The sequence below is a fragment of the Funiculus sociatus GB2-C1 genome (genome assembly GCF_039962115.1).
Lineage (GTDB): Bacteria > Cyanobacteriota > Cyanobacteriia > Cyanobacteriales > FACHB-T130 > Funiculus > Funiculus sociatus.
In genome coordinates this window covers 56102-83014 of sequence record NZ_JAMPKJ010000013.1, presented here as the reverse complement: position 1 = coordinate 83014, position 26913 = coordinate 56102, and the positions used below count along the sequence as shown (strand labels likewise).

The following is a 26913-nucleotide window of genomic DNA, read 5'->3' as shown; positions in this document are numbered from 1 at the left end:
TCACTTCATCTCACCCACACGGTTTTGATATTCACAAATTCCTGAATTCCTTGGATACCTAATTCCCTCCCATATCCGGAACGCTTAATCCCACCAAAGGGCAGACGCGGATCGGATTTCACCATGCCGTTAATAAATACAGCACCAGCTTCTATTTCATTAATCAAGCGATCGCGTTCTGCTTCCACATTAGTCCAAGCACTAGCACCCAGTCCAAAAGGTGTGGCATTTGCTAACTTTATTGCAGCATCAATATCCTTCACCCGGAATAGTAACGCCACAGGCCCAAAAAATTCTTCAGCTTCGGCGGGGCTACCTGCTGGAATATCGGTCAAAATCGTGGGAAGATAAAAGTTACCTTTACGGTCAGATAGTCGCTTTCCACCAGTAAGGAGTTTTGCACCCACGTTGACGCTTTCTTGAACTTGCCAATCCAAGTCCTTAAGAATTGATGGGGTTGCTAGCGGCCCTAAGTCGGTGTCTTTATCCATAGGATCGCCGATTTTCATCGCTTCAAACTTCTCGACTAGACGCTTTTCAAAAGAGTCCGCGATCGCATCCACCACTATAAAACGTTTCGCCGCAATACAAGATTGACCGTTATTTAGCAGCCTAGCAGTTACAGCAGTAGACACCGCTGCATCTAAATCTGCACTTTCTAAAACAATAAATGGGTCGCTTCCTCCGAGTTCCAAAACAACCTTCTTAATTTGTTTCCCCGCAGCAGCAGCCAGACTCATCCCCGCTGGTTCACTTCCAGTCAAAGTCGCTGCTTTCACCCGATCGTCTGCTATAATACTAGCGACTTTATCCGCTCCTACCAGTAAAGTCTGAAACGCTCCATCCGGAAATCCGGCTTTCTGGAAAATCTCTTCAATTGCCAAAGCACACTGCGGCACGTTGGAAGAGTGTTTAAGTAAGCCGACATTACCCGCCATCAGCGCTGGTGCAGCAAAGCGGAACACTTGCCAAAAGGGAAAATTCCAAGGCATCACGGCGAGGATAACACCGAGGGGCTGGTAGCGGACGAAGCTTTGACTTGCGTCAGTTTGGGCGGGGACATCCGTCAGAAACTCAGCGGCGCGTTCGGCATAGTAGCGACAGACGAGGGCGCATTTTTCCACTTCTGCGATCGCTGACTTGAGAGTTTTGCCCATTTCCAGGGTCATCATCTCGCCAAAGCGGACGCGATCGCCCTCCAAAATGTCAGCAGCTTTCATCAGCCATTGCGATCGCTCTGCCATTGGTGTATTGCGATATTGCACAAAGCAAGAATCTGCTAGTGCTAGCTTAGTTTCAATCCCCGCATCCGTCAGCGCCTCAAAGGTTTTTAGCGTTTCCCCAGTTGCTGGGTTAATCGTGGCAATACCCATTCGATCCTCCCTCCTATTTCAAATTCCATCGGGAGAGCCGTTTATAATAAATCCAGTAAATAAGGAAAAAGGAAAAATGCTCTCACGCAAAAAAAAGAATTCTTGAGCTTTTCCTTTCTACTCCCTTGCTCCCCAATCTCTACAAGTCTGCGTTATAGCTTCTCCCGAAGATTTCTATTCTAAGTTGTTGTTGTAGAGAGGGTTTGAGACTATTAAGCACGGATACAATAGTTGTACTTCCTTAACAAAGTTTTTATATTTTGTAATTTTTCCGATAAAATAGCACTAAGGTTATAATTCATCTACTAGCGTGGAGTGTCCATCAATTCAGCCTAGCAACGACACTCGCCCTACTAGGTTATTAGGCACGAGCCAATCCCGAATAAGCGCCGGAATGCCGCTGAAGGAATGCCTCGTCCACACTCTTGGTGAAAATTACTGGCAGTAGAGGATTTACCAGGAATAATAGAGGATGGATGATTTGGAACTTTTCCACCGTAGCGGTCATGATTTTATGAGCAGCAACGAACAGTTATCTGCTATCAAAGCACCCGTAATTTTGGCGGTTGATGATGATGAAGATAACTTGCTGCTATTAACTTACGTCTTAGAGCCTCTAAATTGCAGGGTCATCACCGCGGTTGATGCTCATACTGCTTTTGAAAAGGTAGAAATTGAACATCCGGATTTGATTTTACTGGATGTGATGTTGCCTGACTTAGATGGCCTCCAAATTGTCCATCAACTCAGGCAAGATTCCAAGACTAGGGCGATTCCTGTCGTCGCTGTGACGGCTTTGGCGCGAGAAGAAGATAGAAACCGCATCCTCACAGCCGGGTGTAATGACTATATCAGCAAGCCTTACTTAATTGAGGATTTAGAAGCAATCATTCACCGGAACCTTACCCGGACTCTGTCTGTTGTTGCTCCTGCGGAAGTGCCGATGGATTGCGCGTCATAGGCACAGCAGCTAAAACGACAATGCTACTGGTACGACTTGTTTCTAGGCTAGAGTGGAGCATTAGATCGAGTACAGGTATTTCCACTACTTCCTCAATCAGATTCTGAAGTTGTTGGTGAATTGCTTTATCTAAATTAAACCGCATTCGCTCAACCAAGTTTTCTTTGCCACTATCAGCCAGAAATTGTTCTGGTTGAGTAACGGAATTGTCTATGACTATGGCAATTTTGTCACCGAGAATTTGGCAAGTAACTTTACTTGGGTGATGTCCTAGATGAGTGTGCCAGAAATCCTCAACCCGCTGTGAGAGCGTTTGTTCTAATTGAGCGCAAGTTGGTTTTAATTTCTCCTGCATAGCGATCGCTTTGAGGAAGAATAAATTTTTATACATTCTTAGTTTGACTGTAACAGCGATAAAGATTCAAAAAATTACTCAAAAGATAGATATAAAAATACTAAAACTTGCATATTTAGCACCTAGACAAAGTAAAGGACTCAAGAGGAGGGGATTCTTAAGCCCGATACCCGTTGCTCCGAACTGGGGAAGAAAAGAATTCTTTTTTTGCGTGAGTTTCCTTTATATAATTGCCTTTTTCCCAATCTCTTTGATGGATGACTTTTAAAACTCAGTGCCTCGGTGTCATACATCACATCCTCTTGAGTAATATTGAGTAAATTTAGCAAGAGTTGCTCTTTATCTCCAAAATATGCAATTTTTTGTCTATTTTTCTGTAAAATCAGGGTGCAAGCCAAACTGCCACTAGCTTGTTATGTTCTCCTTAATTGCATGGGCCATCAACCTAGTGGGGCAAATACGAGCCAGTCCAGTAAAAGTGCCTAAAAAAGCCACTTTGGGAATGCCTCGTTATAGGATTAATCTGAATACGGTTCACTTAAGGTTTCATCCAATACTGGTCGATTCCCTTAATCCCCCTGGAAAACTTCCAAAAGAAAGAGTGTAGCGATCGCCTTCCCCCAGATACTTCAAGCAAGACAGAGGGAAACTGCTGTTAGCACCCTTTTTGCAATCCGTCGTTGAAAGCAGCGGCGGGAAGAATGGCGAGAATTTTGATTCCTGGGGGTCGGGGATTTTCAAGTAAGACTAAGTGAACTGTATTGACAACTTCTGCGATCGCCCGCTTTTAGAGAGGATAGCCTCGCGCAGTGATGACTTCCCCGGAACAAAGCATAAATTCGGATGCTAACAGCAACACTCAAGAAATTGTCAAACAGCCGATGATTTTGGTTGTAGAAGACAATGAAGACAACTTATTGCTGCTTTCCGAAGTGCTACTGGCTATTGATTGCTCGTTCATCACCACCACCAACGGTAACGCAGCTATACTGTTAGCACAAACTTACCAGCCAAAACTAATTTTGTTGGATATCTTATTGCCCGATATGAACGGTGAAGAAGTTGTCTACAATCTTAAGCAGAATCCCCAAACTATGACAATCCCAATTGTTGCTGTCACTGCTTTGGCAAGACCAGAAGATAGAAAGAACCTTTTATTCGCAGGCTGTAGTGACTATATTAGCAAGCCTTATCTAATTGACGATCTAGAAACTATTATTTTCCGCTATCTGGGACAATTTTAAATATTAAATTTGTTCGTCAATTTAGTATCTCATTCCCAGTTCTCGCACGCATCTTGCCTGCGCTATAATTATTATTCTCTGGTTTCTTTATCATGAATTGCGAACTTGAGGAGCGCTAGACAAGACCACAATAGTACCAGTACGACCTGTTTCTATTTTGGCATCGCTGAGTAAGTCGATCACAGATACACCCAGCACTTCCTCAATTAGAGATTTAAGTTGTGGCTGTAGAGCCTTTTCTAAATCTGACCGTACTTGCTCAGCTAACTCCTCTTGACCATTCTGAGCCAAAAGTTGCTCCGGCTGGGTGATGGAATTTTCTAGAATGATGGCAAGTTTTTCATCAAAAATCTGGCAACTAACTTGACTCGGCTGATGCCCAAGCTGAGTGCGGTATAAAGATTGAATCCTCTGCGAAAGGGTTCTTTCTAGTTGCCCGCGTGTAGGAGAGGATGAGTCCATATAGCACAATTTAAAAGCAAAATATCATTAAAAATATATCATCAGATAGATGATAAATACTAACTTTAGCAGTAACAAAAGTCTAAAAAATACTCCAAAGGAGAGATTTTCAGACAAAAAGCTGTTGTTAAAATTGCTACTCTGCGGTCTGGGGATAGAGCAAAATCTTGTAGGTTTCGGGGGTGGGAGCGATCGCTTGTTCTACAGCTGCTGATAAATCTTCCAGAGGATAGCGATCGCTAATTAGTGCATCCACATCAATTCGCCCATTGAAGACAATATCTGCCGCCAAAGCTTGTACCCGATAGGATGAACTATAACTGCCCATTAAATCAATTTCCCGACGATACAAAATATTGGGATTAATGGGAATTTCTACCTCATCCGGGAACTCGGCAAAAAATAGAATTTTGCCACCTTTTCTGGTACAATCTAAAGCTTGGAAAAAAGCTTTGTCGCTGGGAACTGCTAAGAGAGTTGTATCAACTCCCAAACCGCCAGTAAGGGCTTGAATTTTGCTAACAAAATCTGGATCGCGGGGATCGAACGCAGCTTCAGCGCCAACACTCAAAGCTTTCTCGATCCGGGAAGGTAGGAGATCGGTAGCGATCGCTCTAGCTCCAAAATACTTCACCAGCATAATAAACATCAGCCCAATTGGCCCTGCGCCCGTCACCAGAACCGTTTGACCAGGAGCCACAGCCGCTTTCTTCACCGCCTTCAGACAGCAGTTGGTAGGCTCGACAAAACTCGCCTGCTCAAAACTAACCCGATCTGGAATCGGAATCAATCCGCCATTGCGGACAATGTGACCGGGAACCTTGACAAAATCTGCAAAACCGCCACCGCTGGGAGTAAAACCAGCCGTAGTAGTGATATTTTTGTAAACATCGCACATTGAGAAGTTGTCATTCAGGCAGTAGTCGCAGTGCATACAGGGAATGTGGTGCATCACCACAACTCTTTGCCCCACTTGCCACCCAGTCACCTCACTCCCCACTTTGGCAATCGTTCCAGCCGTTTCGTGACCAAAGATGCGCGGCGGTTGGTACAGGGGATAGCGAATTTTTTTGATATCCGACTGACAAAGCCCAACTACCCGAACTTGTACCAAAACTTCATCCGCTGCAAGATCCGGGACTGGTACTTCTTCGTAACTCAGTTGATTAACGCCTCTGAATACCTGTGCTTTCATGCTGATTTCTCACTGCTAACGTTACTAGATTTAACATTAGCAGTGAGCGTTTAGCTATCAAGTTTCATATTCGTGTCTTCAGAAAGTCATCTGGTGATTGTGCTTTTAACCCAATAGGTAAATTTTGTGCTTTAAAGTTCCTGAGATTATTGGTAACAATTACATCAACCTTAGCCATTACAGCAGCAAGCACATGACGGTCTTTAGGGTCATTTGTCATTGTGTCCACTAGCCAGACAGGACTTCAACCATTGCTTCCGGAAGGCTTGCTTGATTATTGGCTCAAAATCTTGTGCTTGCTCTACCGTTGTTATCCCTTTAGTCACAAGCTTGTGAGTTGCCTCATCAAGAATTTTCTGCGACCAATATGGTATATACAGACCAGATTCTGCAATACAAAGCAGAGTGTCACGCAGGTACGGAGGGAACACTACACGGGTATCTAAGAAAACGCTAAGCTTAGACATTTAAGGCTTGAATTACTCGTCGTCTTATAAGCTAGCTTCCTCGGTTATCTCGATAAGCTTATCCAAAAGCTGACCGCGCTTATTGTCCCACTGCTCTTTGTATTTCATCAACAAAATATCAAAAAGGTGGAATAAACAAATTATCTTTTGGTATGTAGAAAAATTCAGAAATGGTACAAACATTTACAGCTGATGTTTTGGTGGTGGGAGGCGGTACCGGAGGAACAGCAGCAGCCGTACAAGCTGCCCGTTGTGGTGCCAAAACTGTCTTAGTAAGCGAATTTACCTGGCTGGGCGGAATGCTAACCTCAGCGGGCGTTTCTGCCCCCGATGGCAACGAATTAGCAGCGTTTCAGACGGGGCTTTGGGGCGAGTTTTTGCGCTCATTGCAGCAACGACAACTTGGAGGTTTGCACAATAGCTGGGTGAGTATGTTTAGCTTCGATCCGCGTGTAGGTGCGAAGATTTTTGCTTCTTGGGTGCAGGAATTGCCAAATCTGCACTGGATTTCGGAAAGGGTGCCTATGGAAGTTTTGCGAAGTAGCGATCGCATTCTCGGTGTCCGATTTGCCGATTTTACCGTCCATGCCCAAATAACTCTAGATGCAACTGAACTAGGAGATTTACTGCCTCTAGCAGAAATCCCGTATCGTTGGGGATGGGAAATGCAATCAGAGTTTGGCGAACCCAGTGCGCCAGAGTCACCCAATCACCTTACTGAAAAATATCCAGTCCAAGCTCCCACTTGGGTAGCAATTATGCAAGATTTTGGCGAGGGTGCATCTCCAAAAATCGAAAATCCAACTCCCCCTACGTCCCTTAAAAAGGAGGGATTTTCAAATCCATTCCTGGGCGCTTGGGATAACTACGGTTGGGAGAATTTTCTCAAATATGGACGTTTGCCTGGGGGCCTTTTGATGATCAACTGGCCCGTATGCGGCAATGATTATGGTGAAGGACTGGGGCGTTTGGTGGAATCAGAAGCGGCGCGGCGCGAATTTCTCCAAGAAAGTCTGTGGCATACTCAAAGCTTTGTCCACTTTATTCAAACCCAGTTGGGGCGACGTTTTGGCTTAGCAGAGAATATATTCCCCGAATCCTCAACAGACCAATCGCCAATCCAAAATCGATCCCCCCTTAAAAAAGAGGGAGACAAAATCCAGAATCGAACTGGTGCTTATGCTTTGCATCCTTACTACCGGGAAAGTCGCCGCCTAGTGGGACTCGCTACGGTGCGGGAGCAGGATATTTTACCTGTGGTTGGGCAAGTTGCACCTTTGAGAGTGAATGCTGCTGGAGAAGTTCAGGCGATCGCCCTCGGTAACTACCCCAACGATCACCATTATCCCAACACTAATTTCTTGGTCAAACCAAAATCCCTCCGCTGGGGCGGACGTTGGACTGGGACACCGTTCACAATTCCCTACAGTTGCCTAATTCCCGCCTCAGTGGATGGTTTTCTCGTCTGCGAAAAAAATATTTCCGTGTCCCATATTGCCAATGGTGCCACGCGGTTACAGCCAATCGTGATGAATATCGGTCAAGCAGCTGGTATGGCGGCGGCGCTTTGTGTGCAGCGGGGTTGTCAGCCAAGAGATTTGCCCGTCAGAGTGCTGCAAGAAGCATTGTTGCAAGACAAACAAGCTGCATCGGCGATTATCCCTCTATTCAATATGCCACCCGACCGCCCCGACTGGCTGCACTGGCAACGTTACTACCTGGACAACTCAGAAGCCTACCCTAAGAATGGTAATTGCCCCTTTACTAAGGATGGGGGATTGGGAATTGGGAATTGGGAATTGGGAATTGGGGAAGAGGAAAAAGTCTTACCTAGTCCCTCCCCAGCCCCCAGTCCCCAGTCCCTCTTCACTGGCATCTTCCAACGCCGCGCCGAACAGGATTACACCATAACTGTCGGGGACGAGCAAACTTGGAATGCGATCGCTCTTAGCCCAGAGGTAGACCAAGCACTACAAACCTGCAAAGACCAACAGACACTCTGCTTTTGGGGACATCTGAACCTATCGGGTAAGTGGTTAGTTGTGGAAAAGATTTTACACAATTAGCTTCCACAGCAAGTCAAAAATTAAAAGTCACGCATAGTTAAACACCGTCTTGGCAAGACATTAGCCGAGTGACTTTATCTAAGTTAAATCTGGAACAGCTTAGCATCAATTAAGCTTCTTTACAGAAGTTCATCCGGGTGCATAAATAGGAACTCCGTATCAGGGACTATAACCCTGACACGGACATCTGCTATGCGCCCTTACACGTCTATCATGTTGTTGAGCTTGTTATCAATCTCTGTGGCAATTAATTCTGTGGGGATGTGGTCTAGCTTAACAAAAATACTCGGATCTTCGTTTGGAGATCAACAAATATCAGTTAAAATCGCTCAAGCCAAGCAAGATTGCCAATCTCCCCCCAGGGGAACCTCTCGCCGAGATACGGGTAAATGCTTTGATTGATTTTATCAGTATCGGTTCAAACTTAACAACAGGGAGTCAAGGAGCGCGATCGCCCATACCGATAAATTAATTATATAGCGATCGCCCGCCTTGAAGCCGGAAACAATCTCAAGAGTGACGCATTTCCACAGTAGACTAATCTTGACTCTGGATGAGCATTAAGCATCTGTTTCAATGTCGGCATCTGCCAATGACTGCGTAAGTCCTTAATTGCTCGCTCCCAGTGGGCCTCCTGGGTAAAAAACTATCGACAGACAGCAAACAACTTCAAAAAGCCTGTATGCTAGTGTACCAAGAAACACTGTTTGACACGCGACATTTGAGGTATAGCCATTTATTCTTGCAACCATTGCTGTCTATGAGGTCTTTCTTTTCTATAATTAGAGATTATTATCTTGATACTATCGGGGTGCCTTGAGTTCAGCGGACGAGCGCGAGCCACTGGAACTCACTGCGAAGGTGAAAGATAAACTATTCACCAAGAAATACAAGTTTTATACTTTTGCGATGTAACCACCCCTCATATGATCAACGACCTCGATCTGATCAAACGCCTCAGCCCCGGTGCTATGGATCAGATCATGTTTTATTTAGCCTTCAGTGCCATGAGAACTGGCGGACACAGGCACGGGGCTTTTTTGGATGCTGCTGCCACGGCGGCAAAATGTGCCATATACATGACTTATTTGGAGCAGGGGCAAAATATCCGCATGACGGGACACCTGCACCACATTGAGCCAAAGCGGGTCAAGGTGATTGTTGAGGAAGTCAGGCTTGCCTTAACGGAAGGGAAGCTGTTGAAAATGCTGGGTTCTCAAGAGCCTCGCTATTTGATACAGTTTCCCTATGTGTGGATGGAACAGTATCCGTGGCAACCAGGGCGATCGCGCATTTATAGCACCAGCCTGAACGCTGATGAAAAGCGCTACCTTGAGGAAAAACTGCCCGCTAATCTGCCAGATGCCCAGCTAATCAACGCCTTTCAGTTCCTCGAACTGATTGAATTTCTACACAAGCGATCACAAGAAGATTTGCCAGAAGACCGACGTTTGGAATTGAGCGAAGCTTTCGCAGAACACATCAAGCGTCGTTTAATCTATTCCGGTACAGTTACCCGAATTGATTGTCCTTGGGGATTGCCCTTCTACGCCCTTACCCGCGCCTCCTATTCACCCGCCGAAGACGAAGAACGCACCTACATCATGGTTGAAGATACCGCCCGGTACTTCCGACTGATGAAAGATTGGGCAGAACGCCAGCCAAATGTAATGCGGATACTGGAGGAACTGGATATCCCGCCAGATCAGATTCAGGAAGCCATGCAAGAACTCGACGTAATTGTTCGAGATTGGGCAGATAAATATCACCGTCCCAACGGTCAGCCAATTATTCTACAAATGGTTTTCGGGCCAAAAGAAGATTCTTGAATCCGGAATATCTCGTTTTCTCGTTCCCAGTCCGCAGCCTGGGAATCCCACCTGTGTTAGCGAAGCGGCGCGTAGGCGCGGCTCTCGCCTCACTATCATTTCTTCAAAAGGGGGAGGCTCTAGCCTCCCCCTTTTAACGTTTCTAGGCGTAGTACAGGCATCTTGGCTGCCTTTCTAGAAAAATAAACGAGAGTAAAAAAAACTACACAGATGAAATTTTAGAGGTTAATCTGGGAAGAATTAACCTAGAATTACGTAGAAATAAGAGTAAAATGTCACCCGTATTTTCCATAAACCCATCGCCACAGAATGAGAACGCTCCGGTAGGTGTAAGGTATTTAGCCAGCCAAGAACATCTAACACTACTCAGACAAGGAGTATCAATTTGGAATGAGCTAAGGAAACATAGCCCGGATAAACTCTCAGACCTCAGCAAAGTAGACTTGCGGGGGGTAGACTTAAACCGAGCTGATCTCAGTAGTGCTGACCTCAGCCGAGCCGACTCAGCCGAGCCGACCTCAGCCGAGTAGACTTTAGGAGAGCGGATCTCTCTTGGGCAAACCTCAGCCAAGCTAACCTCCGCAGAGCCGACCTCAGCCGCGTCGATCTCCGTGGGGCGGATCTTCGGGGAGCTGACCTTTCCTGGGCGGATCTCTCTTGGGCAAACCTCGAAGATGCGAACCTGGAAGGAGCAAACCTGCACAAAGCCGACCTGATTTGGGTGAACCTGCGCGCTGCAAACCTCCATCGGGCGATTATCTACGGCGTAAGCTTTCACAGGGTCAACCTTTTCAAGACCACCCTACCAGATGGCAGAGTTCATGATTAGGTGATGCAAATCTGGTGTGCTGCTACATTTAATTCTTGGCTAGACTTCTTAAAATTTTCTATGAATTTCCTGTAGTAGGGGCGATTTATAAATTGCCCCTACAGTTTTTATACAGAGAGTTATGAAATCAGTATTACTGCTTTGATGCACTGCACATTTTTATAAATCCCTACATAATGCAAAAACAAAATGGGGATCATTCACCTCTTGCATCAGTCATCACTATTTGGTAACTAAAGATACGGAACAATGCTGAAAGCTTATTAGGATAACTGAAAGATAGGCATTGTAGAAATTAATGACAGCCAAAAAGAATCTAATCGTTATTGGCAATGGCATGGTAGGACACAAGTTCTTAGAGCTGATGATTGCCAAAGGAGCAACGCAGCACTGGAATTTGATTACCTTCTGCGAAGAACCTCGCGTTGCTTACGATCGCGTTAACCTCAGTGGATTCTTCTCAGGAAAAACTGCGGCAGATTTATCTCTGGTTGAACCTGGGCTATATCAAGAAAACGGTGTTCAAATTCATATCGGTGATAAAGTAGTTGCCATCAATCGAGAAGAAAAAACAGTCACGTCTGCCAACGGTTTAACTGTTGCTTACGACAAACTTGTGCTAGCAACAGGTTCCTATCCTTTTGTACCGCCCATTAAAGGGAATGATGCCAAAGGCACTTTTGTTTATCGAACAATTGAAGACCTTGAGGCAATGTCATATCATGCTAAAAATAGTAAAGTAGGGGTTGTTGTTGGCGGCGGTTTATTAGGTTTGGAATGCGCCAACGCTCTGAAAAATATGGGTTTGAGAACCCATGTTGTTGAGTTCGCTCCCCGACTGATGCCAGTGCAAGTGGATGATGCTGGCGGCAATATTCTTCGCAACAAAATAGAAGAACTTGGGGTGACGATTCATACCAGTAAATCAACTACGGAAATTGTTAGTGAAAATGGCAAAGTCGCTAAAATGACTTTTGCTGATGGTTCCGAGTTGGAAACAGACATGATTGTGTTTTCGCCTGGAATTCGCCCCCGCGATGAAATCGCTAGAAATTGTGGAATAGAAGTAGGCGATCGCGGCGGTATTGTTATCAACGAACAATGTCAAACATCTGATCCAAATATTTATGCTATTGGAGAATGCGCCCTCTATCAAAATCGCATCTACGGCTTAGTCGCTCCCGGCTATACAATGGCAGGAGTAGCGGCGGATATCTTGTGCAACACAGCAACGAGCAGCTTTGCTGGCGCGGATATGTCCACCAAACTCAAACTTCTGGGAGTGGATGTTGCCAGTTTCGGGGATGCCTTTGCAAAATCTCCCGGCGCTAAAGAAATTGCCATCAGCGATACAGTTCAAGGGGTCTACAAAAAGCTGGTTTTAAATCAGGATGGTAGCCGTCTTTTAGGCGGAATTCTAGTAGGAGATGCTTCCGCTTACGGTACGCTGTTGCAATTTGTGCAGAATGCGATCGCGCTCCCGCCTCATCCAGAAGATTTACTGATGCCACCCCGCGAAGGTCAGTCTGCTACAGTAGGCATGGGTGTAGAAAGCTTACCAGATACAGCTCAAATTTGCTCCTGTAATAATGTCAGCAAAGAGCAAATTTGTACCGCGATTCAAGAAAACAATTTCACCGATATTGCCAGTATCAAGAAATGCACCAAAGCAGGCACCGGTTGTGGGGGCTGCGTGCCACTGGTGACGGATATCCTCAAAGCTGAAATGAAGAAGGCGGGGATAGAGGTAAAAAATAATCTCTGCGAACACTTTGCCTATTCTCGCCAAGAAATCTATCATTTAGTGCGTTCTCAAAAAATCCTGACTTTTGAAGATTTAATTCAAAAACATGGTCAAGGTAAGGGTTGCGAAATTTGTAAGCCTGCTGTAGCTTCTATTCTTGCTTCCACCTGGAACGAGTATATTTTGGAGATGCCTCACGTTGGTTTACAGGATACCAATGATTATTATCTGGCAAACATTCAGAAGGATGGAACTTATTCGGTAATCCCACGAGTTCCCGGTGGTGAACTAACGCCAGATAAGTTGATTGTATTGGGAGAAGTTGCCAAAGATTTTGGTCTTTACACCAAAATTACTGGCGGACAGCGCATTGATTTATTAGGTGCGCGTGTAGATCAATTGCCCCACATTTGGAAACGATTGATAGATGCCGGATTTGAATCGGGACACGCTTACGGTAAGGCACTCCGCACGGTGAAATCTTGCGTCGGTAGCACCTGGTGCCGCTTTGGTGTGCAGGATTCTACCAGTTTGGCAATTGAGATAGAACTGCGTTATCGAGGCTTGCGATCGCCTCACAAATTAAAATCCGCAGTATCAGGTTGCACCCGCGAATGTGCGGAAGCTCAAAGCAAGGATTTTGGCATCATCGCTACAGAAAATGGCTGGAATTTGTATGTTTGTGGCAATGGTGGAATGAAGCCGCAACACGCGGTACTGTTAGCATCAGACATCGACAAGGAAACGTTGATAAAATATATAGATCGGTTCCTGATGTTCTATATTCGCACTGCAAATCGGCTTGAGCGCACGGCAACTTGGTTTAACAAACTTGAAGGTGGAATCGAATACCTGAAACAGGTAGTTATTGAAGATGCTCTTGGCATTTGTGCTGAGTTGGAAGAGGAAATGCAGCACCTTGTTAATACCTATCAATGTGAGTGGAAAGCCACGATTGAAGATCCGGAAAAGGTACAGCGTTTCCGTCACTTTATAAATTCCGAAGAACCAGATCCGAGTCTCGTTCATGTAGAGGAACGGGGACAAAAACGCCCAGCTTACGAACACGAGAAAACTTTAGTTGGGATTTCAGAGTAACCCCACCTCCAACCCTCTCCCCGCAAGCAAGGAGGGGGCAAGAAGTTAGTAGGGTGGGAATTGTTCACCCCACAGGATAAGAGTTGCAAAGATTAGTTAGCAGGAAAATACAATGGTTCAAGCATTACCGATTCGTGAGACTATTACGCAGTGGGTTGATATTTGTCCCCTGACAGCGATCGCGCCTAATACTGGAGTGTGTGCTTTAGTTGAAGGTAAACAGGTGGCGATTTTTCGGGTAGGATCTGAGGCTGATGTGTTTGCGCTGGGTAATTACGATCCCTTTAGCAAAACCTTTGTTTTATCGCGGGGAATTGTAGGCGATCGCAATGGTATTCCCAAAGTTGCATCCCCCATCTACAAGCAGAACTTCAACTTGCTCACCGGACAATGCTTCGATGACGAAACCGTAAGCATTCCTACTTTTCCAGTTAGAGTAGTTGAAGATAAAGTGCAGGTAGCCGTTAGCGAATAACTACTGCTACATTTCATCAAAGAACCCGGTTTCAAGAGAGGAACCGGGTTTTTTAATAGCGATACTATATATACAACTAATGAAAAGGAGTTCTCCTATGCAGTCTACGGTAACTGATGGAGTGCGTTGGACTACTACAGATATAAACCTCTTACCTGAAAACGAAGGCACGCGCTATGAGATTATTGATGGAGAGCTATTCATGACCAGAGCGCCCCACTGGAAGCATCAACGTGCTTGTGGCAGAATTTTTGGAGAACTTGATAATTGGTCTGTGTCTAGTGGTTTAGGGCAAGCCAGCATCACTCCGGGTGTGCTATTCAGTGAGTCAGACAACGTAATACCAGACGTAGTTTGGGCTAGCAATGAACGATTAGCCGTTTTGCTAGACGAGGCGGGACATCTGACAGGCGCACCAGAATTAGTGGTGGAGGTGTTATCGCCTGGTGTAGAGAATGAACGCCGAGATAGAGAAGCTAAACTCAAACTCTACGCCTCGCGGGGAGTACAAGAGTATTGGATTGCCGATTGGCGTTTGCAACAAGTTGAAGTCTACCGCCGCGAAAATGCCACGCTGAAATTGGTTGCAACGCTGTTAACTAATGATGAAATTAATTCTCCTCTTTTGCCAGATTTTACCTGTGTTGTGTCTCAGTTTTTTGTATAGGAAGGGGAAGCGATCGCTCTAAAATTTGAGTTCTACTCCATCTTGTGGTCTTCGTTCAGTCTTTAAGGCGCGGATATGAGTAAATTTCCATACATCCTGAATGCTAACAACAACGAATCCTAAAGCCTCTAAGCCAGTTTGGAATTGAGCGCGATCGCGCTATCCGGGATAAATGTTGAGGAGCACTGTTTCCCAACCATTAACAAGGCTGTTAGGGCAGCAGATAGTCCATTGCTTCCAGTTTTCACTTTATCTCAGGGTTTTCTCTAGTAGAATCTTCATGTATCCGTTTAAGAAGTTCTTCTTGGGAATACTTTTTGATTCTCGCAATACCAGGACTAAAACTAATGCTATTAAATTGATCTGTTATTTGAATAACTGCTCTATTGACTAGATGAACAGTAAAATTTTTATCAGTTGAATTGTAATCTAACCTGATTAAAGTTATATTTTCAGCCTTTGCTACTTTTATTGCACCAGATTGAAGCCCAAAGGTTGTTACAATGATGCCACGCTTTGCGCCTACGTCCTGAATTGTATAAGCAAACCCACCTACTTGATTTTGGTTAAGTCTATCTTTTTTATAATGTTTGCACTCAATTAAAACCAGCCCTCCATCTAGGTCATAACCAAAAGCATCAGCTTCCCAACCTGTTCCCGTTTTCTTGCCAGGAAACAAACATTTTTCAGCTTCTATTCTATTTAGATCAAGATAAGGGCGAATACGATCATCATTAAGAATTTTTCTGGTCGAATTTTCGTACTCTTGCGAGTTATTGTTTGGCATAGTCAGCTCTCTAGACAAGTTTACATAGCCTCAAACTAGGACAATCAGGCTTTCTGTATAAGGCAAGCAGACAAGCAAGCGCATGATTCTACTTGGGAGCGAGTGCGCGCTCACTCTTTTATGGATTAGTACATAGATACTAATTAGTAGAAAACTAATTCATGAAAAGGTAATTTGTCAAGTCCTATAAGCATTGCCGAGATGTGATCGCATAATTCTACTTCCGCGACAGTGAGCGATCGCATCCCTCATTTAGTATTCTTCTCACCCACAGCTAAAAAATTATATCTACCCACAGCAAAATTACTGGCTAACATTTAAACACCAGACGCGATCGCCTTCACTCTACTGATATTGATTGCAAAAGCGCGATCGCTCTTAATTTGATTACCACTTTCGACTGATGAACATCTTTCAGAAAATTTCAACACTTGTGACATAACTAACAGAAAAAATTCTGTAGTTACCCATTCTTATGTGTGCCGTTTCCAAGGATAAAATAAAATGTTTTCACAACCCAAGCACGTTGATGCAGTAGGCGCTGACACCACAGGTAGTGGTTTTCTCACCCCTGATGCTGGCCCTGATACTTCACGCGCCGATTATGCTGATAATCAGGCAGATATGAATGACTCTAGCCACGATTATGACAACGTTGATGAACAAATTCCTGATACTTCACTCAAAGAATCTGAGGCTAACGTTGCCGATCATCAAATGAGGATTATCGGTCGTACATCAGGTTGAAAAATCGGGATGACTGGATTCGAACCAGCGGCCCCTTCGTCCCGAACGAAGTGCGCTACCAAACTGCGCCACATCCCGTTACCATAAAGGCAATCTTAATCCACGATATCACGCCGAATCCCTTTTCACCAACCCACAGCAAGGGAAATTAACTCAAGCAGTAGGAATGCTTGATACTATTAACTCTGTATGACTACAGTGGGAAAAGCGGGTCGTGGCAGTTAAACCAGAATGGTTGCGGGTGAAAGCGCCTCAGTGGGAGCGCGTCGGCAATGTTAAAGAAATATTGCGGGATTTGGGGCTAAATACGGTTTGCGAGGAAGCATCTTGTCCCAATATTGGCGAGTGTTTTAACGCTGGGACAGCAACTTTCTTAATTATGGGGCCAGCCTGTACGCGAGCTTGTCCCTACTGCGATATAGATTTTGAGAAGAAGCCGCAACCGCTAGACGCATCCGAACCCGAAAGATTAGCGGAAGCTGTGCGACGGCTACGACTGAATCATGTGGTGATTACTTCTGTGAACCGGGACGATTTGCCAGATGGTGGTGCGTCTCAGTTTGTTCGCTGCATTGAAGCGGTTCGCGCCACCTCGCCAAAAACGACAATTGAGGTGCTGATTCCTGACTTGTGTAGTAACTGGGAAGCGCTGGAGAAAATTCTGCAAGCTGCGCCAGAGGTGCTGAATCACAATACAGAAACAGTTCCGAGTCTTTATCGGCGGGTGCGTCCTCAAGGAAATTATGTGCGATCGCTCGAATTGTTGCGTCTCACTCGTCAGATTGCACCTTGGGTTTATACTAAATCTGGCTTAATGGTGGGACTGGGAGAAACTGATGCCGAAATTCGGCAAGTTATGCAGGATTTGCGCGATGTAGACTGCGATATCTTGACTATCGGGCAATATCTGCAACCCACTCAGAAGCATTTGAAAGTTGATAGCTTCGTGACACCAGCCCAGTTTGACGCTTGGAGACAGTTTGGAGAATCGGTGGGATTTTTGCAGGTCGTCGCCTCTCCCCTCACCCGTAGCTCTTATCATGCTGAACAGGTACGCGAATTGATGCAACGCTATCCCCGAAGCAAATTTTAAATTTCTAGAGGCGAAGTATTGCTGCTGATAATTGGCTGGGATAAGTTAAAATTTCTGCTTGGCAATGCTTCGCCCTAACGGTGATTAATCCAAAATCCAAAATCCAAAATCCAAAATCGATAGTCATTCTGGGATCTGGTGCCTGGGGTACAACATTGGCATCTCTAGCGTCTAAGAATGGCTATGACGTGCGTTTGTGGTCGCGTCAGGGTTCTGTGCTACTAGAGGACATTCTAGAGGGCGCACATATTGTTTTATCAGCCATCTCGATGAAAGGTGTCGCCTCGGTGGTGGCACAAGTAAAATCTTTGCTTGTCTCCCCAGATACCATCTTCGTAACAGTGACCAAAGGGTTAGATCCAGCTACCACAAGTACACCTTCGCAAATTTGGCAAGGGGCGTTCCCTACAAATCCGGTTGTTGTTCTGTCTGGCCCTAATCTTTCTAAAGAAATTCAACAGGGGTTGCCAGCAGCTACCGTGGTAGCCAGCACCGATGCGATCGCTGCCTCGTCGGTGCAAGCGGTATTCTCTTCCCCAAGTTTTCGGGTTTATACCAATGCTGACCCTTTGGGAGTCGAACTGGGTGGTACGCTGAAAAACGTCATGGCGATCGCTGCTGGCACCTGTGACGGTTTACAACTAGGAACCAATGCCAAAGCCGCTTTATTAACCCGTGGCTTGACCGAAATCATCCGCATCGGCAACCACTGGGGCGCACAAACTGAAACGTTTTATGGTTTATCAGGACTTGGGGACTTACTCGCCACCTGCAACAGCAGCCTCAGCCGCAATTACCATGTTGGTTATTCTTTGGCTCAAGGCAAAACGCTTTCAGAGGTTCTAACTGATTTGGAAGGGACAGCTGAAGGTGTCAACACCACCTCAGTTTTGATTCAAAGAGCCAACGCAGAAGGAATTTCTGTTCCCATATCTTACCAGGTTTACCGCCTACTCCAAGGAGAAATTACCCCGCTCTCTGCGGTTGAGGCATTGATGCTTAGAGACAGCAAGCCAGAGTGATCCGATACAAGGATTTTGGATTTTGCATTAAGGATTTTGGATTTTGGATTGAAAAAAGGTCTTTTCCCAATCCCCAATCCCCAGCCCCCAATCCCCAGTCAGGGAACTTGTGGGAACAATATTCTTTCTAAGAATAGGTAATTCTTCAGGAAATGCTCTCGCTAGTGATGTAGATTAACCTAGCGTATTGACCCAAGTCACTACTCTGGGATTGATAGCTGCTTATACTAGCTCCTAAAGATAGAAATCTGAATCCTCCTGGAGACGGGTTTCTGGAAGTCAAATTGTCCTAGTGTCAGCGCCAGCAGTTGATAGCGATGCGTGTACTAGGTTTCTGAGGAGCGGGGTCAAATAGAAACCCTGTTTGTGGGTGCGAGAAGTAATTAAAAGAACAATAAGCAGTAGTAGTTTCGTCTTGGAGAATGGGAATCCTAAATAAGTAGTGACTAACTGAAAGATTATTCCGGTCGCAATTGAGAGATCCCTATGCCAGCCACCCCTTTCTATGCAGAGACAGAATTTGAAGCGATCGCTCCTGACTTCAGCTTTGGGCTGTCAAGTCACGGCGACGACGATCGACCACCAGTAGACGATCTCAGTGAGCCTGAGATCGAAATGATAGACGCTCTTGATGAGCCACTCGACGAGTCCCGCCCCCCAACAAGTGCCAGTCGTCGTACAACCGATCTGGTGCGCTTATACCTTCAGGAAATTGGTCGGGTTCGTTTACTAGGGCGAGATGAAGAAGTCTCGGAAGCTCAAAAAGTCCAGCGTCATATGCGTTTGCTGGAGTTGAGAAATGAGGCTGCGACTAAGGGTGATGAAGTCATTAAACCCTATGTCCATCTGATTGATGTTCACGATCGTCTGGCTTCTCAACTAGGGCATCGTCCTTCTTTGGAACGCTGGGCGACAGAAGCTGGTATTGAAGTAAGCAACCTGAAGCCCAGTTTGGCAGCAGGAAAGCGACGCTGGGCAGAGATAGCTATTCTGAATGTCGAGGAACTAGAGGCGATTCAGAATACTGGCATCCGCGCCAAAGAACACATGATCAAGGCTAACTTGCGCTTGGTCGTGTCGGTGGCGAAAAAATATCAAAATCGCGGCTTGGAATTGTTGGATTTAGTTCAGGAAGGAACTCTCGGACTAGAACGGGCGGTAGAGAAGTTCGATCCGACAAAGGGTTATCGGTTTAGCACCTATGCTTATTGGTGGATTCGTCAGGGGATTACGCGCGCGATCGCTACTCAAAGCCGCACCATCCGCCTTCCAGTTCACATCACCGAAAAGCTCAACAAAATCAAGAAAGCTCAGCGAAAAATTTCTCAAGAAAAAGGTCGCACCGCCACCATTGAAGATATCGGTCACGAGTTAGACATGACAGCCGAACAGGTGCGGGAAGTTTTGCTGCGCGTCCCCCGCTCTGTCTCTTTAGAAATTAAAGTTGGTAAGGAGAAAGACACTGAACTAGGCGACTTGCTAGAAACAGATAGCATCTCTCCCGAAGAAGTGTTAATGCGAGAAGCTTTACACCGCGATTTGCAGAATTTGCTTGACGATCTCACCAGCAGAGAGAGAGATGTGATTCAGATGCGGTTTGGCTTGGGAGATGGTCATCCTTATTCCTTGGCAGAAATTGGTCGCGCTTTGGATTTATCTAGAGAACGAGTCCGGCAAATTGAAGCCAAAGCCTTACAGAAGTTGCGCCAACCCAAGCGCCGCAACCGCGTGCGAGATTATCTCGAATCTTTAGGATAAAAGAACATAAAAGGTAAAAGGCAATCATCGAATTCTTTATGATTGCCTTTTACCTTTTATCTTTTACATGATTGCCTTTTAAGTAGTTTCGTCAAAAGTGAAAAGGCAATCATGTAAAAGACATAATTCTTTACTTCTACTTTTTCCTGTTTCCTTCTATACTTTCCTGCTTCTTGACTGCTTTGCTTATTAATTATCATTCTCAATAAGATAAGTTTGTTGCAAATATTCTAGCAATTCGCTATCCTTCTCAATAGGGCTACTTTCTTGAGAAGGTAAATATGTCATTTTATACAGCAACCTCCCTCAAGGCTGAACTCAATGAGCGGGGCTGGCGTTTAACTCCCCAGCGGGAAACTATCCTAAATGTTTTTCAACATCTCCCCAGAGGTCAGCATCTCAGTGCGGAAGACCTTTACGAGCTGCTGCACAGCGAAAGTGAGGATATAAGCCTATCCACCATTTACCGAACTCTAAAGTTAATGGCTCGGCTGGGAATCCTACGCGAACTAGAACTGGCGGAAGGACATAAGCATTACGAACTCAATCAACCTTACCCGCATCACCACCATCATTTGATCTGTGTTCGGTGTAACAAGACGATTGAATTCAAGAATGACTCGATATTAAAAACAGGCACCCGAACCGCCAAAAAAGAGGGGTATCATCTGCTTGACTGTCAGTTGACGATTCACGCCGTCTGTCCCTCTTGCCAGCGGGCGTTACTGCCAATTTAAGCAAATACGGGCAGTAGGAGTACAGCGATGGGAAAACAGCCGCTAAACGAGCGATTAGCTTTTAAAGCTAATCGCCAAAGTTAGAAGCGTCCCTTCACAATGTCATCAGCACTGAGTCCATAGTCACGCTGTGCAGCTTCGACAGCTGCTTTGGTTTGCTTATCGAAAACACCATTTAACGGGCCGTTATAAAAGCCATTCTCTTTCAAACGCTTTTGCAAGGACAGCATACTAGAGCGATCGCTTGCTTTTGCGCTTGCCTTCTGTAATGCTGCTAAAGTATTTGGCCCCACAACCCCATCAGCAGGTAAGCGTTGTTCTTGCTGAAACTTGGTGACAGCATCTTTAGTTTCTTGGTCGAAGTAACCAGTTAACCGACCTTGATAGTATTCCATTTGCCGCAGCTGTCGCTGGACGGCTGCTACCTGTTGGCTGGTTTGACCGAATTGCACGAATGGGCCAGTAGAAACAACGGCTGGTTTTGCCGCAGTCCGAAACTCTCCATTTCCCACACCCAGTAGAGCCGCCTGAGTGTCTGTACCTGCAACGCCATCAACAGGCATTCCCGCCACTTTCTGAAATTGGGTAACGGCGGCTTTAGTTAACGGACCATAATAGCCAGTGGCATTTGCCTTCAAGTAACCCCGTTTTTGCAACTGCTGCTGGAGGGCGGCTACCTCTGCACCCTTGTCCCCTTCCTGCAAAGCGCCACGGCGACGATTGCTCACCTGTGGAGGGTTGCTCACCTGCAGACGAGTGCTGGCCCGTTGACGGTTCACCTGCGGACGGTTAACTAGCAGACGGTTGCTCACCTGCTGACGGTTACTTGCCTGTGTTTGGTTGTTCCTCCTTTGAATGCTTAAAGCTGCCTCAGTTTGCGGCCCTACAATGCCATCTGGTGCTAGTCCTTTAGCTTTTTGGAATTGGATCACCGCCTCTGTGGTCAAGGGACCAAAATTGCCAGTGGCATTTGCCCTGAAGTAGCCTAGCTGTTGCAAACGTTGCTGGAGGGTAACTACCTCTGAACCACTGTCCCCAGGCTGAAGCGTTGCCAACGCGACCGATGCCATTCCCAAATAGCTTAAGCTAACTGCCAGCGATAGCATATACATACTCGCCGTGCTGGAAAGCTTTTTGCATTCCATTCCCTGAAAAAACTTCTGGCTATTGAGGGCAGAAACTTGCTCGATGTTGACGGGTTCCTCGTAGGCAAGAGCAAGATGGATATAGGCAAGAGTTTCCATAATTATCTAGGGCTTCTTTTGATAGCAAGTTTAGCAGGTCAATTTCAACAAATAGACACACTTATAGTAACTATCAGGGGGACTCTTTCACTGCATCCAGCCGATAAGATTGTATAAGCGCATATTGCCTTTCAGCACTGCTTCGGGTTGAAGATATTCTTGTATTCAAATAGGAAGCTTTAGTTTTCTGGCATCTTATATTTTTTACCGCCAGTCTAGCTAGTTGATTAATAGGCTGGTAATCTTATCATATTTTTACTATTGGCGGTAGACTACCCGTGCATCAAGTCCACACGAGCGCAAAAACTCGGACTGACTTTCAGCCCTGTTGTAGTCAGGAAATGCGCCTGTTTGAACGTAATTCCCTAATCTCGAATCTGTCCTAAAATTCACAGAACCAACACGCAAACGCAAACACTGGCGCACATTATCCAGTTCGTTTTCGCTCCCTGGTACGATTACTACATAGGAAAGGGGACGATTTCTAGCAACAGCACGACGGACTCCCAATTCCTCCAGAGTTTCCCGATCGAGACGACCGTCAGCGAATATATCCCTATCTCTTTGAAAGTCCCTGATCGCCTGCCTGGTTTGTGGACCAATAATTCCATCGATGGGGCCAGGGTTGTAACGCAACTGTCTCAACCGTAGCTGAACCCGCCGATTAAAAGCGCGATCGCCTTCTCGAAATACGTCTCTTTCACCAAGGTTGTTTGTATCTAATTGTCTGTCAAAATTAGAAGAATCGTCTGTGAGACGCGGCAATGCGTCATTTCCAAACTCAAAATTGTATTGTTGGCTCTGGGGCCGCATAACGTTAAATAATGCTGCTCTGGTTGCCGAACCAACCTCGCCATCCGGTGCCAGTCCATTATTTCTCTGGAATTCGATTACAGCTGCTCTGGTCTGCGAACCAAAAAAGCCAGTGATAGATCCCCTGAAGTAGTTCAAATCTTGCAAACGTCGTTGGACTTCTGCCACCTCCGGATCTCTACTTCCTTGCTGAAGCACCCTCTGTGCCAACGCATCCGAAGCCATCCCCAACACCACCAAGGAAACGGCCAGCGATAGAAAATGAATACTCGCTCTGCTAGAAAGTTTTTTCCAATTCAGTCCGGCAAAAAGTTTCTGGTTGTTCCAGATAGGAGAAAAACTCAGTTCCTTGGGTGTCTCGTAGGCTAAGGAAATATGAAGATATGCTAGGGTTTCCACGGTTATTGCAGTATATTTATCTCGCCAGTCTAGCCGAAAAAATTCATCAAATAGCTATTCCTAAGAGTTGCTACGGTAAGTAAACAACCCTTGCTTGCAACCCACGCGATCGCAGCATTTCGGCTTGGCCTTCGGCGCTAGACGGATTGGGAAATGTCCCTGCATAAATATCTGCATCCTGCCTCGAATCCTTTGGATACGCATTAGACACGTATTGGCGCACTTGTAAAAGCGTCTCGGCACTTTCAGGGATGACTACCACCAAGTAGGGAGAATTTGAACTTCCAAGGTATGCGGCTGCAAACCAGGTTTCCTTCCCAACAATGCCGTCAACACGTAAACCTCTTTCTACCTGAAAACGCTTCACCGCCCGGGCCGTTTGCCCGCCATATTTCCCATCGATAGGGCCTTTGTAGAACCCGGCAGCTTTCAACCTTTGCTGAGCTTCTATGACTTCGGAACCGCGGTCGCCTATTCGCAGTCCACGCACGCTGACACTCAAGCCTTCCGGCTGCTTGGTTTTGTTCTTTTTGCCGCCCTCCATGTGTCGCTTCAGCGCCGCTAGAGTTTGCGTACCCGCTATGCCGTCAGCGGCTAAGTCATTAGCTGCCTGAAACCGCTTTACGGCAGCTTGGGTTAACTTGCCATAATATCCAGTTACAGGCCCTTTATAGTATTTTGCTGCCATCAAGTTATTTTGCAGCGCCGTCACTTCTGCACCCCTGTCCTCTATTTGCATGGCGCTAGCGCTGGCGATCGCGCTTAGGATAGCTAGATTCAGCGCCAGCGACAGCATATACATACTCGCTTTGCTGGAAAGCTTATGCCAGTTTAGTCCCTCAAAAAGTTTCAACTTCTTCAGGACAGGCGGAGTACCAGCGTCTGTAGTTTCCTCGTAGGCTACTGCCAGATGAAGATATGCAAGGGTTTCCATTATTGTCCTGCAAAACCAAAACCAATAGCCGCTAATCCACCTTATAGATGTTTTAGCTGCTGTTTTCGGCTTATTTTACGACAATTTAAGGGTTTATAGTTACTTACTTCAGGGATAGTTTATTAAAAATGATAATTGACGGTGTTACTTTGGATAAAAGCTGTCCATTCACACCCATTTAAACTAAACCCTTGGAATCAAAAACTCAGGAAAGCAGCACTGGTAAAGCAGTAATTACCATAACTGCTAGGGAATGTTGACCTTGAGTTTGGGGCAAATAACTGAAGCTTCTCTTTTCTCAAGCCTGCTATAACAACAGATCCCAGTTTCTTGTTAGAGTTTTTGTGATACATAATTTGTTATCCATCGGTAAGGTGGAAAATGGCTGTAAGTAATGGTTTTTCAACCTACCACCCGCTCTTTACCTGCTGGAAAAGTTGCCAGAATATGGCAATTAAAATTTAGCTAATCTTAACATACTGCTCATTTCTTAGGAACGCGGCAATGCCATATCCCAACGTAGCGCACCCAAGATGCCTGCGCTACGTCGGGGAGAGAAAAATCCCCATTGAAAATTTTAAATTTGCTGGTTGCTACGTTTATTCTGAGTCAACTCGCTTAACGTTACCAGCTTTGATCCAACCTTGTTGTTCGCCATTTTCTAGGCGTACTTGCTGCCACCTTTTATCGTCACTTTCTTTTATAACCACAACTCGCTGATTGAATCCAACCCCACCAACGCGGCTGGCTTCCAGACTGGGGTTCTCCCGTAGACTCAAGCCTTCTGGCCAGGTGACACTGGCTATGTAGGCTCCTGGTTCTAGCGGAGTCGAGGCTGTAGGAGTGGGAGTGGCTGGAGCAGAGGACGCTGGTGTTGGTTTTTTGGACGCGATCGCCGCTGCCTTGGCTTTCAGCACCGATTTATCGTTCGCATACATCGGCTTCGCGGGCGGTGTTGAGAGTTTAGTCAGGAAGTAATAAGCAGTGGCACCACTAGCCACCACCAAAAGGGATATCGCCAGGAAAAAACCGATTAAAAATTTTACTAACCCCGAAAAACTCATGAGGGTGAATCCGGTTGTTGCAACTTATGAAAGCGACTACTCAAACTACAGTGTCTCGAAGCCATACGGGCTTTACCTGCGGCTGCCCAATCTTGCAGAAACTGGATTTGCTCGCTTGCAGTCCGCGCCAGAGGCACAATCTGGCTGGCGGCTTCTAGAATATCATCTACGGTGAAGTCTCGGTTCTGGCTAAATCCAATGTGCATTGCTTCTATAAGCGTTTGCTCAATTTCTGCCCCGGAAAAGTCCGGTGTCTCGTATGCCAGCCGATCTAAATCGTAGCTATTCAAGTTGTGAGGCCGCAGTCGGGATAAGTGTACCGCAAAAATGGCGCGACGTTCCTCTGTTTCTGGCAAACCGACAAAAAAGATTTCATCAAATCTGCCTTTCCGGAGCATTTCCGGCGGTAAAGCCTGAATATTGTTAGCGGTGGCAACTACGAAAACTGGTGAGGTTTTTTCTGCTAGCCAGGTAATAAAGGTGCCAAAAACGCGGTTGCTGGTTCCGGCATCTCCTTTACCATCCATTCCAGAGAAGGCTTTGTCAATTTCATCTATCCATAGTACACAGGGAGCCAAGGCTTCTGCGAGTTGAATCATCTGTCTGGTGCGAGATTCTGATTCTCCCACCAATCCCCCAAAGAGTCGCCCAACGTCTAGGCGCAATAGGGGTAGGTGCCAGTGATGGGCGATCGCTTTTGCTGTTAGAGATTTCCCAGTTCCCTGAATTCCCACCAGCAGTAAACCTCTAGGATAAGGCAAACCATATTGCCTAGCTCGTTCTGAGAAGCCACCGCCTCGCCGCAGCAGCCAGTCTTTCAGGTTATCTAAACCGCCAATATCAGAAATTTTCTCGGTTGTCGGATAAAACTCTAATATCTGCGTCTGACGAATGCTCTGACGCTTTTCTTCTAGCACCAGTTCCACGTCTTCGGGACGCAGTTCGCCGTGGGTTGCGATCGCCCGTGCCAAAACCCGTCGAATCCGATCCATTGACAAACCTTGGCAGGAACGCACCAGTTCATCCAAGACTTTGCCGCCGAGAGATTTACCTGTCGCACCTAGCAGACGTTCTACTTCGTTCTTAATTTCTGCTGGTGCTGGCAGGGGAAATTCTATGACTGTCAAAACTTCACCCAAGTCTGAGGGAATATTAACTTGCGGCGACACAATAACAATGTTTTTTGGCTGGGATTTCAGCCGCCGCGATAAATTCCGAAGTTTTCTGGAGACGGAAATATCTTCTAAAAAGCGGTGAAAATCTCTCAAAACGAAGATGGCAGGGGAGGAGGCGGGTAATTTTTCTACAAATTCTAATGCTTGTAGGGGATTACGACGACCGAACCCAGCATCGTTGGGGTTGCCTTGGTAGCCATCAACAAAATCCCAGATATAGACTGCGCGATCGCCCGTTCGTTGAGCGCACTGTGCGATCACCGCTTCTACTCGCTCCTCTTCGGGAGTCGGAATATAAATTGCCGGATAACGGGCGCGTAGGAGCAGTTCAAACTCGTCACTGAAGCTCATATTGTTGTTAACAATGCTAATGGC

Annotated in this window: 26 protein-coding genes, 1 tRNA gene and 1 pseudogene; 15 read left to right on the top strand and 13 right to left on the bottom strand. The window is 46.0% G+C overall.

The features are described from left to right. Window positions 1–5: 5 nt before the first annotated feature. The gene (locus tag NDI42_RS09095; protein WP_190457767.1) at window positions 6–1373 is read right to left on the bottom strand and encodes an NAD-dependent succinate-semialdehyde dehydrogenase; all 1368 of its coding nucleotides are present in this window, start codon (window positions 1371–1373) and stop codon (window positions 6–8) included. Between the two features lie 472 nt (window positions 1374–1845). Here NDI42_RS09095 and NDI42_RS09090 point away from each other — a divergent pair, with 472 nt between their 5' ends. Further along, window positions 1846–2334: a response regulator gene (locus tag NDI42_RS09090; protein ID WP_190457764.1), complete on the top strand. Its 489-nt coding sequence runs from the start codon at window positions 1846–1848 to the stop codon at window positions 2332–2334. Here NDI42_RS09090 and NDI42_RS09085 read toward each other — a convergent pair. After that, window positions 2276–2725, bottom strand: coding sequence for a Na-translocating system protein MpsC family protein (locus NDI42_RS09085; protein WP_199311304.1), 450 nt, complete (start codon window positions 2723–2725; stop codon window positions 2276–2278). The two genes, NDI42_RS09090 and NDI42_RS09085, sit on opposite strands and share 59 nt — an antisense overlap. 776 nt (window positions 2726–3501) lie before the next feature. On the opposite strand from NDI42_RS09085, the gene NDI42_RS09080 reads away from it, so the two are divergent. Beyond that, window positions 3502–3933: a response regulator gene (locus NDI42_RS09080; RefSeq protein WP_190457763.1), complete on the top strand. Its 432-nt coding sequence runs from the start codon at window positions 3502–3504 to the stop codon at window positions 3931–3933. 90 nt (window positions 3934–4023) lie between these two features. On the opposite strand, the gene NDI42_RS09075 is transcribed toward NDI42_RS09080, so the two are convergent. From NDI42_RS09075 to NDI42_RS09065, 3 genes are all read right to left on the bottom strand, one after another. After that, on the bottom strand, window positions 4024–4395 hold the full coding sequence (locus tag NDI42_RS09075) for a Na-translocating system protein MpsC family protein (RefSeq protein WP_190422685.1): 372 nt from the start codon (window positions 4393–4395) through the stop codon (window positions 4024–4026). 136 nt (window positions 4396–4531) lie between these two features. Next, window positions 4532–5590, bottom strand: coding sequence for a zinc-dependent dehydrogenase (locus NDI42_RS09070; RefSeq protein WP_190457761.1), 1059 nt, complete (start codon window positions 5588–5590; stop codon window positions 4532–4534). A 209-nt stretch (window positions 5591–5799) separates the two neighbouring features. After that, a complete protein-coding gene (locus tag NDI42_RS09065) occupies window positions 5800–6057 on the bottom strand; it encodes a hypothetical protein (protein ID WP_190457759.1) in 258 nt (85 codons plus the stop codon). A 170-nt stretch (window positions 6058–6227) separates the two neighbouring features. Between NDI42_RS09065 and NDI42_RS09060 the strand changes: the two genes are divergently transcribed. The 8 genes and pseudogenes from NDI42_RS09060 to NDI42_RS09030 all read left to right on the top strand — a co-directional run bounded on the left by NDI42_RS09060 (window position 6228) and on the right by NDI42_RS09030 (window position 14765). After that, on the top strand, window positions 6228–8123 hold the full coding sequence (locus tag NDI42_RS09060) for an FAD-dependent oxidoreductase (RefSeq protein ID WP_190457757.1): 1896 nt from the start codon (window positions 6228–6230) through the stop codon (window positions 8121–8123). Between the two features lie 192 nt (window positions 8124–8315). Then, window positions 8316–8525 carry a heterocyst-inhibiting protein PatX gene (patX, locus tag NDI42_RS28890; protein ID WP_399317494.1) on the top strand — a complete coding sequence of 70 codons (210 nt, stop codon included), beginning with the start codon at window positions 8316–8318 and terminating at the stop codon, window positions 8523–8525. 524 nt (window positions 8526–9049) lie between these two features. Then, the gene (gene hetR / locus NDI42_RS09050) at window positions 9050–9952 is read left to right on the top strand and encodes a heterocyst differentiation master regulator HetR (RefSeq protein WP_190457753.1); all 903 of its coding nucleotides are present in this window, start codon (window positions 9050–9052) and stop codon (window positions 9950–9952) included. A gap of 272 nt (window positions 9953–10224) precedes the next feature. Then, window positions 10225–10482, top strand: a complete 258-nt coding sequence (locus NDI42_RS09045) for a pentapeptide repeat-containing protein (RefSeq protein ID WP_190457751.1) — start codon at window positions 10225–10227, stop codon at window positions 10480–10482. Between the two features lie 11 nt (window positions 10483–10493). Next, window positions 10494–10781, top strand: a pseudogene (locus NDI42_RS28885) (pentapeptide repeat-containing protein); the annotation flags it as partial. Between the two features lie 298 nt (window positions 10782–11079). Further along, complete coding sequence (nirB, locus tag NDI42_RS09040; RefSeq protein ID WP_190457749.1) at window positions 11080–13623, top strand: nitrite reductase large subunit NirB; 2544 nt, start codon at window positions 11080–11082, stop codon at window positions 13621–13623. A gap of 112 nt (window positions 13624–13735) precedes the next feature. After that, complete coding sequence (nirD, locus tag NDI42_RS09035; RefSeq protein WP_190457747.1) at window positions 13736–14098, top strand: nitrite reductase small subunit NirD; 363 nt, start codon at window positions 13736–13738, stop codon at window positions 14096–14098. 97 nt (window positions 14099–14195) lie between these two features. Beyond that, complete coding sequence (locus NDI42_RS09030; protein WP_190457745.1) at window positions 14196–14765, top strand: Uma2 family endonuclease; 570 nt, start codon at window positions 14196–14198, stop codon at window positions 14763–14765. 244 nt (window positions 14766–15009) lie between these two features. Here the strand turns inward: NDI42_RS09030 and NDI42_RS09025 are convergent, their stop codons facing one another. Together NDI42_RS09025 and NDI42_RS09020 are read right to left on the bottom strand one after the other, a co-directional pair. After that, entirely contained in the window at window positions 15010–15552 is a 543-nt protein-coding gene (locus NDI42_RS09025) for a restriction endonuclease (RefSeq protein ID WP_190457743.1), read from the bottom strand. Between the two features lie 317 nt (window positions 15553–15869). Then, window positions 15870–15992, bottom strand: a complete 123-nt coding sequence (locus NDI42_RS09020; protein ID WP_277876869.1) for a hypothetical protein — start codon at window positions 15990–15992, stop codon at window positions 15870–15872. A gap of 64 nt (window positions 15993–16056) precedes the next feature. On the opposite strand from NDI42_RS09020, the gene NDI42_RS09015 reads away from it, so the two are divergent. Next, window positions 16057–16299, top strand: a complete 243-nt coding sequence (locus NDI42_RS09015; protein ID WP_190457741.1) for a hypothetical protein — start codon at window positions 16057–16059, stop codon at window positions 16297–16299. A gap of 4 nt (window positions 16300–16303) precedes the next feature. Here the strand turns inward: NDI42_RS09015 and NDI42_RS09010 are convergent. Further along, window positions 16304–16377 (bottom strand) — tRNA-Pro (locus NDI42_RS09010). 136 nt (window positions 16378–16513) lie between these two features. On the opposite strand from NDI42_RS09010, the gene lipA reads away from it, so the two are divergent. The 4 genes from lipA (at window position 16514) to NDI42_RS08990 (ending at window position 20909) form a co-directional block, all read left to right on the top strand. Continuing rightward, window positions 16514–17392 (top strand): lipoyl synthase, encoded by an 879-nt coding sequence (gene lipA, locus NDI42_RS09005; RefSeq protein ID WP_190457738.1) that lies wholly within the window; start codon window positions 16514–16516, stop codon window positions 17390–17392. A gap of 80 nt (window positions 17393–17472) precedes the next feature. Continuing rightward, entirely contained in the window at window positions 17473–18414 is a 942-nt protein-coding gene (locus NDI42_RS09000; protein ID WP_348231394.1) for an NAD(P)H-dependent glycerol-3-phosphate dehydrogenase, read from the top strand. 486 nt (window positions 18415–18900) lie between these two features. Further along, on the top strand, window positions 18901–20172 hold the full coding sequence (sigC, locus tag NDI42_RS08995; protein ID WP_190457735.1) for an RNA polymerase sigma factor SigC: 1272 nt from the start codon (window positions 18901–18903) through the stop codon (window positions 20170–20172). 281 nt (window positions 20173–20453) lie between these two features. Then, window positions 20454–20909 (top strand): Fur family transcriptional regulator, encoded by a 456-nt coding sequence (locus tag NDI42_RS08990; RefSeq protein WP_190426608.1) that lies wholly within the window; start codon window positions 20454–20456, stop codon window positions 20907–20909. A gap of 80 nt (window positions 20910–20989) precedes the next feature. On the opposite strand, the gene NDI42_RS08985 is transcribed toward NDI42_RS08990, so the two are convergent. The 5 genes from NDI42_RS08985 to NDI42_RS08965 all read right to left on the bottom strand — a co-directional run bounded on the left by NDI42_RS08985 (window position 20990) and on the right by NDI42_RS08965 (window position 26889). After that, on the bottom strand, window positions 20990–22153 hold the full coding sequence (locus tag NDI42_RS08985; protein ID WP_190457733.1) for a peptidoglycan-binding domain-containing protein: 1164 nt from the start codon (window positions 22151–22153) through the stop codon (window positions 20990–20992). Window positions 22154–22411: 258 nt separating this feature from the next. Next, window positions 22412–23365 (bottom strand): peptidoglycan-binding domain-containing protein, encoded by a 954-nt coding sequence (locus tag NDI42_RS08980; protein WP_190457731.1) that lies wholly within the window; start codon window positions 23363–23365, stop codon window positions 22412–22414. Window positions 23366–23435: 70 nt separating this feature from the next. Then, entirely contained in the window at window positions 23436–24299 is an 864-nt protein-coding gene (locus tag NDI42_RS08975; protein WP_190457728.1) for a peptidoglycan-binding domain-containing protein, read from the bottom strand. A 599-nt stretch (window positions 24300–24898) separates the two neighbouring features. Then, window positions 24899–25363, bottom strand: coding sequence for an SH3 domain-containing protein (locus tag NDI42_RS08970; RefSeq protein ID WP_190457726.1), 465 nt, complete (start codon window positions 25361–25363; stop codon window positions 24899–24901). Next, window positions 25360–26889 (bottom strand): AAA family ATPase, encoded by a 1530-nt coding sequence (locus NDI42_RS08965; protein ID WP_190457724.1) that lies wholly within the window; start codon window positions 26887–26889, stop codon window positions 25360–25362. The genes NDI42_RS08970 and NDI42_RS08965 overlap by 4 nt, the downstream gene beginning before the upstream one ends. Window positions 26890–26913: the final 24 nt, after the last annotated feature.

Bases quoted from the DNA above. Each gene is read 5' to 3' on its own strand.
- NDI42_RS09070 (WP_190457761.1), bottom strand. From the start codon at position 5,590: ATGAAAGCACAGGTATTCAGAGGCGTTAATCAACTGAGTTACGAAGAA.
- NDI42_RS09015 (WP_190457741.1), top strand. From the start codon at position 16,057: ATGTTTTCACAACCCAAGCACGTTGATGCAGTAGGCGCTGACACCACA.
- nirB (WP_190457749.1), top strand. From the start codon at position 11,080: ATGACAGCCAAAAAGAATCTAATCGTTATTGGCAATGGCATGGTAGGA.
- sigC (WP_190457735.1), top strand. From the start codon at position 18,901: ATGCCAGCCACCCCTTTCTATGCAGAGACAGAATTTGAAGCGATCGCT.
- nirD (WP_190457747.1), top strand. From the start codon at position 13,736: ATGGTTCAAGCATTACCGATTCGTGAGACTATTACGCAGTGGGTTGAT.
- NDI42_RS09090 (WP_190457764.1), top strand. From the start codon at position 1,846: ATGGATGATTTGGAACTTTTCCACCGTAGCGGTCATGATTTTATGAGC.
- NDI42_RS09065 (WP_190457759.1), bottom strand. From the start codon at position 6,057: ATGTCTAAGCTTAGCGTTTTCTTAGATACCCGTGTAGTGTTCCCTCCG.
- NDI42_RS09030 (WP_190457745.1), top strand. From the start codon at position 14,196: ATGCAGTCTACGGTAACTGATGGAGTGCGTTGGACTACTACAGATATA.
- NDI42_RS08990 (WP_190426608.1), top strand. From the start codon at position 20,454: ATGTCATTTTATACAGCAACCTCCCTCAAGGCTGAACTCAATGAGCGG.
- NDI42_RS08985 (WP_190457733.1), bottom strand. From the start codon at position 22,153: ATGGAAACTCTTGCCTATATCCATCTTGCTCTTGCCTACGAGGAACCC.
- NDI42_RS08970 (WP_190457726.1), bottom strand. From the start codon at position 25,363: ATGAGTTTTTCGGGGTTAGTAAAATTTTTAATCGGTTTTTTCCTGGCG.
- NDI42_RS09060 (WP_190457757.1), top strand. From the start codon at position 6,228: ATGGTACAAACATTTACAGCTGATGTTTTGGTGGTGGGAGGCGGTACC.
- patX (WP_399317494.1), top strand. From the start codon at position 8,316: ATGCGCCCTTACACGTCTATCATGTTGTTGAGCTTGTTATCAATCTCT.
- NDI42_RS09085 (WP_199311304.1), bottom strand. From the start codon at position 2,725: ATGTATAAAAATTTATTCTTCCTCAAAGCGATCGCTATGCAGGAGAAA.
- NDI42_RS09045 (WP_190457751.1), top strand. From the start codon at position 10,225: ATGTCACCCGTATTTTCCATAAACCCATCGCCACAGAATGAGAACGCT.
- NDI42_RS09020 (WP_277876869.1), bottom strand. From the start codon at position 15,992: ATGTCACAAGTGTTGAAATTTTCTGAAAGATGTTCATCAGTCGAAAGT.
- NDI42_RS08965 (WP_190457724.1), bottom strand. From the start codon at position 26,889: ATGAGCTTCAGTGACGAGTTTGAACTGCTCCTACGCGCCCGTTATCCG.
- NDI42_RS09075 (WP_190422685.1), bottom strand. From the start codon at position 4,395: ATGGACTCATCCTCTCCTACACGCGGGCAACTAGAAAGAACCCTTTCG.
- NDI42_RS09080 (WP_190457763.1), top strand. From the start codon at position 3,502: ATGACTTCCCCGGAACAAAGCATAAATTCGGATGCTAACAGCAACACT.
- NDI42_RS09025 (WP_190457743.1), bottom strand. From the start codon at position 15,552: ATGCCAAACAATAACTCGCAAGAGTACGAAAATTCGACCAGAAAAATT.
- NDI42_RS08975 (WP_190457728.1), bottom strand. From the start codon at position 24,299: ATGGAAACCCTTGCATATCTTCATCTGGCAGTAGCCTACGAGGAAACT.
- hetR (WP_190457753.1), top strand. From the start codon at position 9,050: ATGATCAACGACCTCGATCTGATCAAACGCCTCAGCCCCGGTGCTATG.
- NDI42_RS09095 (WP_190457767.1), bottom strand. From the start codon at position 1,373: ATGGGTATTGCCACGATTAACCCAGCAACTGGGGAAACGCTAAAAACC.